Consider the following 6503-nt stretch of genomic DNA (forward strand, 5'->3'; position numbering starts at 1 on the left):
CCATAAGGGTGGCCAGCGCCGCATAAAGTGACACCGGTTCATAAACTGGACCCCTAAGTATTTTGAAATTGGTCTACCAAGCCAGCCAGATCGAACTCTAACTTTACACCGGATTAATAAGATCATTTCACTACTTAAACATTAGAATCATGTTGAAGACAATAGTATACAGCAACAACACTTTCTCAAGTGGATGCTTGCTGATGAACAAAAAAGGAGGTGTGTTATGAAAGCAATCGTAGTAACAGACCAAGCTGCGGGAAAGGCCGGGATGCGGCTTGTAGAGCGCCCCGAGCCGCAAGCAGCGATAAATGACGTGATCGTTGAGGTGCATGCGTCGGCGATAACAGGAGATGAGCTGTCATGGCCTGCTACCTGGACCGATCGCGCCGGCAAAGACAGGACGCCATCTATCCCCGGTCATGAGCTGGCTGGCATTGTCACTGCCGTTGGCTATGGAACAACAGGCCTTTCCATAGGACAACGCGTATTTGGCCTCACAGACTGGTACCGCGACGGTGCGCTGGCGGAGTATGTAGCCGTCGAAGCACGTAACCTTGCGCCACTGCCGGCCGATGTTAGCTTCATAGATGGCGCAGCCCTCGTGATGCCTGGCCTGACCGCATGGCAGGGCCTGTTCGAGCATGGCCGCCTTCGCGCGGGGCAGACAGTTCTTATACACGGGGCGGCTGGCGTGGTGGGTTCTATGGCAACCCAACTCGCGCGTGCGGCCGGGGCCTATGTCATCGGCACGGGGCGTGCGGACGGCCGCCAGCCGGCACTCAATTTCGGTGCACAGGAGTACGTTGACCTTGAAAACGATAAGCTGCAGGACATTGCCAAAGTCGATTTGGTTTTCGACATCTTCGGTGGAGATATTGCCAGCCAGTCCGCAGGCCTGATCAGGTCAGGAGGAACGCTGGTGACCATCGCAGGTCCGGTCGAAACCCCGCCTGCTAACGGATCGGCGATCGACTTTGTTGTTATTGCAGATCCAAACCAGCTGAATGAAATTGTACAACGGCTACGCGAGGGACGTCTGCGGACGAACATCGGCAATATATCTTCTCTGGACGACGCCGTTGCGATCTTCAATTCAACCGACCGGGTCAGCGGAAAAACGGTTATCCGCGTCCGCCCTTAAAAGTTCAGACGCCGAAGGGTACATCACCCGCTGATCATCGTTATCATTTTCTTTGAACGGGTTAATAAACAATGGAGTATGTACACTCAGTTTAGGATGGACATACTCCATTGTTTTGGGCAGCGCAAATGATCCTTTGGATTTGCGAAGACTGATCACAAGCCCGTAAGGCCGCTCCAATCTGATCTATGGCCTTCCCCAACGGCATATTTACAACAGCTACAGATCTGTAGTATAAGACAACACCTGGTTATGTATGTACAGATAAAACAAAACATGATGTGGGTTGCTTATGCTTGTGAATGCGCTTCACACACCTCACTCCCCCTAAACCACCTCTCGCTCCCGGAATACCAGCGACACCAAAACAGATAATAACAATACCCCCACTACCACTCCCAGTGATACCGGCGACGGAATATGAACCCATGGCGAAATGATCATCTTTATACCTATAAAAGTCAGGATGATAGACAGGCCGTAAGGTAGCTTACTGAACATATGAATGAAATTTGACAGCAGGAAATAAAGGGAACGCAAGCCCAGTATGGCGAAAATATTTGAGGTATAAAGGATAAAGGGATCTTTTGAGATAGCAAAGATCGCAGGAATAGAATCCACCGCAAACAATACATCTGTAAATTCAATAACACCCAGCACAACTAATAACGGCGTAGCCACTTTTATTCCGTTTTGTACAGTGAAAAATTTTCCTCTGTCATAGTGGCCGCTTACTTTATAAAGCCGGTGTACCAGCCTGGATCCTGCTGAGCTGCTGAAATCCGCCTCTTCCTCCTCCTCTCCTTTACCCCACGATTTGATGCCTGCATATACGAGGAACAGGCCGAAAGCCGTTAGTACAAGATTAATATTCCATGCCAGTGGTTTTGCACCCAGTAAATCCAGGAGGGGATTCAAATAGGTTATATTAATAAGCCCCACCCCTGCAAATATAAAGATGGCGCGGAATACCAGCGCGCCCAGGATGCCCCAGAATAATACGCGGTGATGCAGCTGGCGCGGCACTTTAAAATAAGAAAACACCAGGATGAATACGAAGAGATTATCTACGGAAAGCGCCTTCTCTATCCAATACGCTGCCTGGAACTGTGTGAATTTTTCCACTGCCAGCGCGGTGCCGCCGTTGTCCTGGTTAAATACCCAGCATATAACACCGGAAAAGATCATGGCCAGGCTAATCCATACCCCAGACCAGACGATGGCCTCCCGGGTAGATACCACATGGCTTTTCTTATGAAAAACACCGAGATCAAGCAAAAGCATGATTAAAATTGTTGCGCCGAAAACCCATATCAGGCCCGGGTGCAGGTGTAAAATATTTTGTTCCATTTTTCGTAATTACTGATTAGTGATCGTGATATATAACAGTCTGCCGCCTTCTTTATCCGATAACAGGATCTTGCTTCCGCTGGTCAGCTCAACCATGGCGTTGCGGGGAACTTCCTGCTGGGTTACCAGGTCTTTCATCCCGTCCAATGCCTGGTTCACCAGCACCCATTTATGTTGATGGTAAGCAAAGTATCCTACCGGCTTTTTATCTTCCGGGCCCAGGCTTTCATTCCGGATGACCTTCCTGGAAACATGCCATTTAAAGAGATATTGGTTGTGGTAAACCATCAGGCGGTGCCCTTCCGGTTTCCACACATCATCTTTGAATTTGTAATACAGGTCTGCAACAGGCAGGGGGCCTTTGTGCTGGGCGCCACAGAACGGGCAGGCAGGTTTGGCCGTATTGTCGAATACATACCACTTCTCCTCACAGGATGGATTGCTGCAAGGTTGAACCATGTCGACCGTCTTAATTAACGCCGTTTCCCATTCATTGGCAATAGGACGCAGCATAGGGTTGTGAAGACCATCAATAAAGGCGCGCCTGAACAGTTCTGATAAATAGGGCCCGGTAACGGTATAAGGAATTTTTTCGGGATTACCCCAGATAGCATCCCATTTGCGCAGCTGGTCAGTTTTTACTTTGTTTGTTTTATCGCCGGGGTGTTCTACAAACAGTGCTTTTTCGCCCATAGCCATCAGCTCATCTTTTTCTGCATCAAGGTCCCATATTTTGCCGCCCCTTAGCGGATGCCGTCTTAACAGGTACATGTAAATAAGTACGGCCAGTGCATGCAGGTCTGTGCGCTGGTTAGGCAGGATACGACCGGTATCTGAAAGCTTCAGGTGTTTGGTGCGGAGCACTTCCGGCGCAATAAAATCAGCGGTGCCAATTACCTCCGGAGGAAATAAGCCTGGCACTACCAGGCCATCCAGGTCTATAATGTTGGCTGATCTGGTAACAGGATCCACCAGCACGTTATTATAGGAAAGATCAGAATGCGCAAGGCCCATCTGGTGCATTTTCTTAACACCCCTGCAAATGCTGATAGCGATCTGGAAGTAGCTGAGCCAGTCTCCCAGCTCGGCGCTGTCAAGGAACAGCGGGTATTGCTTGTTCCTGAATGATGGTGCGGTAAACCATTTCCCTACTTTTTCCCCTCCTTTTATATTATCATTGGCGCCATAGCCTTTGCGGAAGAAAAACCGGGAGTCATAAACAGGAACTATCACACCCGTTTTTCCGTCACGTTCCACAGCATCATAAGGCCAACGGTAAATATCCTGCAGGAAATAATCAGGGGCATCGCCCTTTTTTATATTGTCCAGGTACAGCGTGACGATCCGCCTGATCCGGTCTTTCTGATTATAGTCCAGTGGAGTTCTGAAAAATGCAACAACGTACTTTTTGTCCGGCGAAAAATATACATCTTTCACGCCCCCTTGCTTAGGGTTGCCGTTGTCTATGTATTTATAACACCTGGAAGCGTCAATAATAGAGGTAACCGTTACTGTTTTCATAGCTTCAATAAATTATAGCGAGCGTTCTGTCATCATGATTACCTTTGCTCCAGAAGTTAAGCCACGATAACAACTGGTCTTCAATACCGTCATTCCGAAGGAAGTCAACCCTTGCATTGTCTTCGTTATGGCCGTCTAGGTCTGCAAAAAAGGCGTCCCACGCGGCTTTGTCTTCCAGCTTGTTTTCCGTAACAAATTTGGGATCGTACACGCCGTCAGTCATTAATACAAGCCTGGAGAAATCCTCAAACCGGTTGATGGCAAAACGGCTGGCAATATCATTGGTGAAGATCTCAGGCATCGTTACAAACCGGGTGCCTCCACCAAATTCGCCGATATCCAGCTGGTTAAGGAGTTTCACTTCAACCGGATTGCCGGTAATAATATTTACCGGGCAATCGCCCACACCGAATGTCAGCACGGTATAACCGTTATCAAATTTTCCGGTCAGTGCAAAGATCAATGTGGTATTGAGGTCTTTCAGCTGTATTGCCTCCTGCTGCGCAAATTCGATCAGCTTTGCATGCAGGTTCCGCACCTGTTTGTACAGAATGTTAATGATGGATGATTTATGCTTTAATGCCGGATCTTCTGCGGCTGCAGGCGTTTCCGGGGTATTGCTGACGGCAGCATTAAAGTAATCCGAGCAACGTTCAGACAGTTCGGCCAGCAGGGTTTCATCATGAAAGCTTTCGGCAATAAAGGTTGTGGCAATCTTTGAACCTTGCCGGGAGAACTTTGCAGATCCGGCGCCATCGGCCACGGCAATAATTTCCCAACCCAGTGGTAGTTTGCATACGTAAAAATGATCGTCCCGGAATGCGCCTTCATGTGCATGCGACCTGCCGCGTTGTGAGGCCACTGCGATGCGTTTGTCAAGAAATGGCCCGGCATATTTGTCACTGTCTGCCTTTGCATAAAGATCATTTTTATTACTGGGCTTATTCAGCCAGAGGTCCTTTGGATCAGCATTTACGGTAAAGGGGATGATCTTTATGTCTTCCACCTGGTCCTCACCCTGGCCGCAGGTAAAGGATAACTGCAGGTCCACCGAAAGGGCTGACGCTGGTATGCCGGATATTTTTGCGGAAGCAACATCAAATGAAAGCCCTGCTTTATCAAGATTCCGGATCTCCCTGATACAGATATTGGGAAAGCGGGAAAGATCAACCCTGTATTCATAATGCTTCCTGGAAACAGCATTTGGCAGCATGATCTGCGCATCCTTAAATTCCTCTGTTTCTTTATATATATGAAAGATGCTTATCACCTTGTTTTTAGCAGCAGTGATGGATTTAGTCAACTCATTAATTTTCGCATTGTGTAAAAGCCGGGCAACCGTGTTATCCGAAAATTTACCTGCTGCAATGTTGAACTCCGCCAGCAATTGTTTTAAGAATAGTTCTACCATTATCCTAATGTTTTATACCACGATAATTAATTCACCGGGTGGAGGCGGCAGCACCATGTTTTCACCGGTGCCCTGCGACTTACTGCCCATTTCAATAGAGGAGCTGACCCACTTGAAGAAGGTGGTCAGTGTATTCACATCGGTAGTGTCCAACCTGACAACTTCATTAGTTAGCTCTTTCAGGAAACTTGTTTCCGCTTTGGGACCGGCTGCGCAGCCAACGATCATCCCAAAGTCCAGCGCTTTTACTTTTGCTGTGGCCGTGCGGTACAGCTGCAAGTCCGAAGGTTTGCCATCTGTAAATACAAACAGCAGTGGCTTCCAGTCACCCTTTCTTTCCATTGAGCCCTTTACCAGGTCTGTTCTTACAAGATCGCAAAGCATTTCCAGTGCCTGCCCCGTATGTGTAGGCCCGCTTTCAGGACATTTAATTTCCACTGGCTTAAAGCTGGCCAGGTCGGTCAGGGGAATGATATTTTTAACCTCTTTATCAAAGGTGATAACACTTACATACAATGAATCCATGGCCTGTGGATCGGATCTCAGCATACTGATCAGGCCATTAAATCCATTATTCAGCGCCTGTATAGGCTCCCCGTGCATAGAGCCGGAGGTATCCAGCAGGAAATAGGCTAATAATCTTCTGGTCATGGCTAAGCAATTATTACTAATTCCGATGGAGGTGGCGGCAGCTGTGCCAGGCCTGTTACTTCTTTACCGGATTCTTCCACTTTGGTGGAGGTGGTAGATACGGAGGCTGTTACCCATTGGAAAAACTTGGAGATGCTTTCTGAATCGGCATTATCCAGCCGCACTACGGAGGTGGTTATCTGTTTCAGCACGGTGTCGTCTGCATCAAGGCCGGCAGCACAACCTACGATCAGCCCCTTATTCGCCGCTTTGAGCTTATTGTAGCCACGCTGCCAGTCGTCGGTTGGTACACCGTCGGTCATAATAAATACCAGCGGTTTCCAGTCGCCTTTCTGTTCCGGCGTTGTCCTGGCTACTTCATTCTGGAGTTTGTCTGCAAGCAGCTCTAATGCCGCACCCATGGCGGTTACTCCGGAGGCTTTGAGG

At 48.5% G+C, this 6503-nt stretch carries 6 protein-coding genes; 1 reads left to right on the plus strand and 5 read right to left on the minus strand.

What is annotated here, in order from left to right; genetic code table 11:
• Window positions 1-226 precede the first annotated feature (226 nt).
• On the plus strand, window positions 227-1144 hold the full coding sequence (locus VIM72_RS18465; protein ID WP_332004303.1) for an NADP-dependent oxidoreductase: 918 nt from the start codon (window positions 227-229) through the stop codon (window positions 1142-1144).
• Window positions 1145-1471: 327 nt separating this feature from the next.
• Here VIM72_RS18465 and VIM72_RS18470 read toward each other — a convergent pair whose 3' ends face one another.
• The 5 genes from VIM72_RS18470 to VIM72_RS18490 form a co-directional block, all read right to left on the minus strand.
• Window positions 1472-2494 (minus strand): TerC/Alx family metal homeostasis membrane protein, encoded by a 1023-nt coding sequence (locus tag VIM72_RS18470; protein WP_332004304.1) that lies wholly within the window; start codon window positions 2492-2494, stop codon window positions 1472-1474.
• Between the two features lie 9 nt (window positions 2495-2503).
• Complete coding sequence (locus tag VIM72_RS18475; RefSeq protein WP_332004305.1) at window positions 2504-4015, minus strand: helix-hairpin-helix domain-containing protein; 1512 nt, start codon at window positions 4013-4015, stop codon at window positions 2504-2506.
• Window positions 4016-4019: 4 nt separating this feature from the next.
• A complete protein-coding gene (locus VIM72_RS18480) occupies window positions 4020-5426 on the minus strand; it encodes a PP2C family serine/threonine-protein phosphatase (RefSeq protein ID WP_332004306.1) in 1407 nt (468 codons plus the stop codon).
• Between the two features lie 12 nt (window positions 5427-5438).
• Entirely contained in the window at window positions 5439-6077 is a 639-nt protein-coding gene (locus tag VIM72_RS18485; RefSeq protein ID WP_332004307.1) for a vWA domain-containing protein, read from the minus strand.
• A gap of 2 nt (window positions 6078-6079) precedes the next feature.
• Window positions 6080-6503: tellurium resistance protein TerY (locus VIM72_RS18490; protein WP_332004308.1), on the minus strand; the 424-nt coding region annotated here is incomplete at its 5' end.

The organism is Chitinophaga sp. (assembly GCF_036569185.1).
Taxonomy (GTDB): domain Bacteria; phylum Bacteroidota; class Bacteroidia; order Chitinophagales; family Chitinophagaceae; genus Chitinophaga.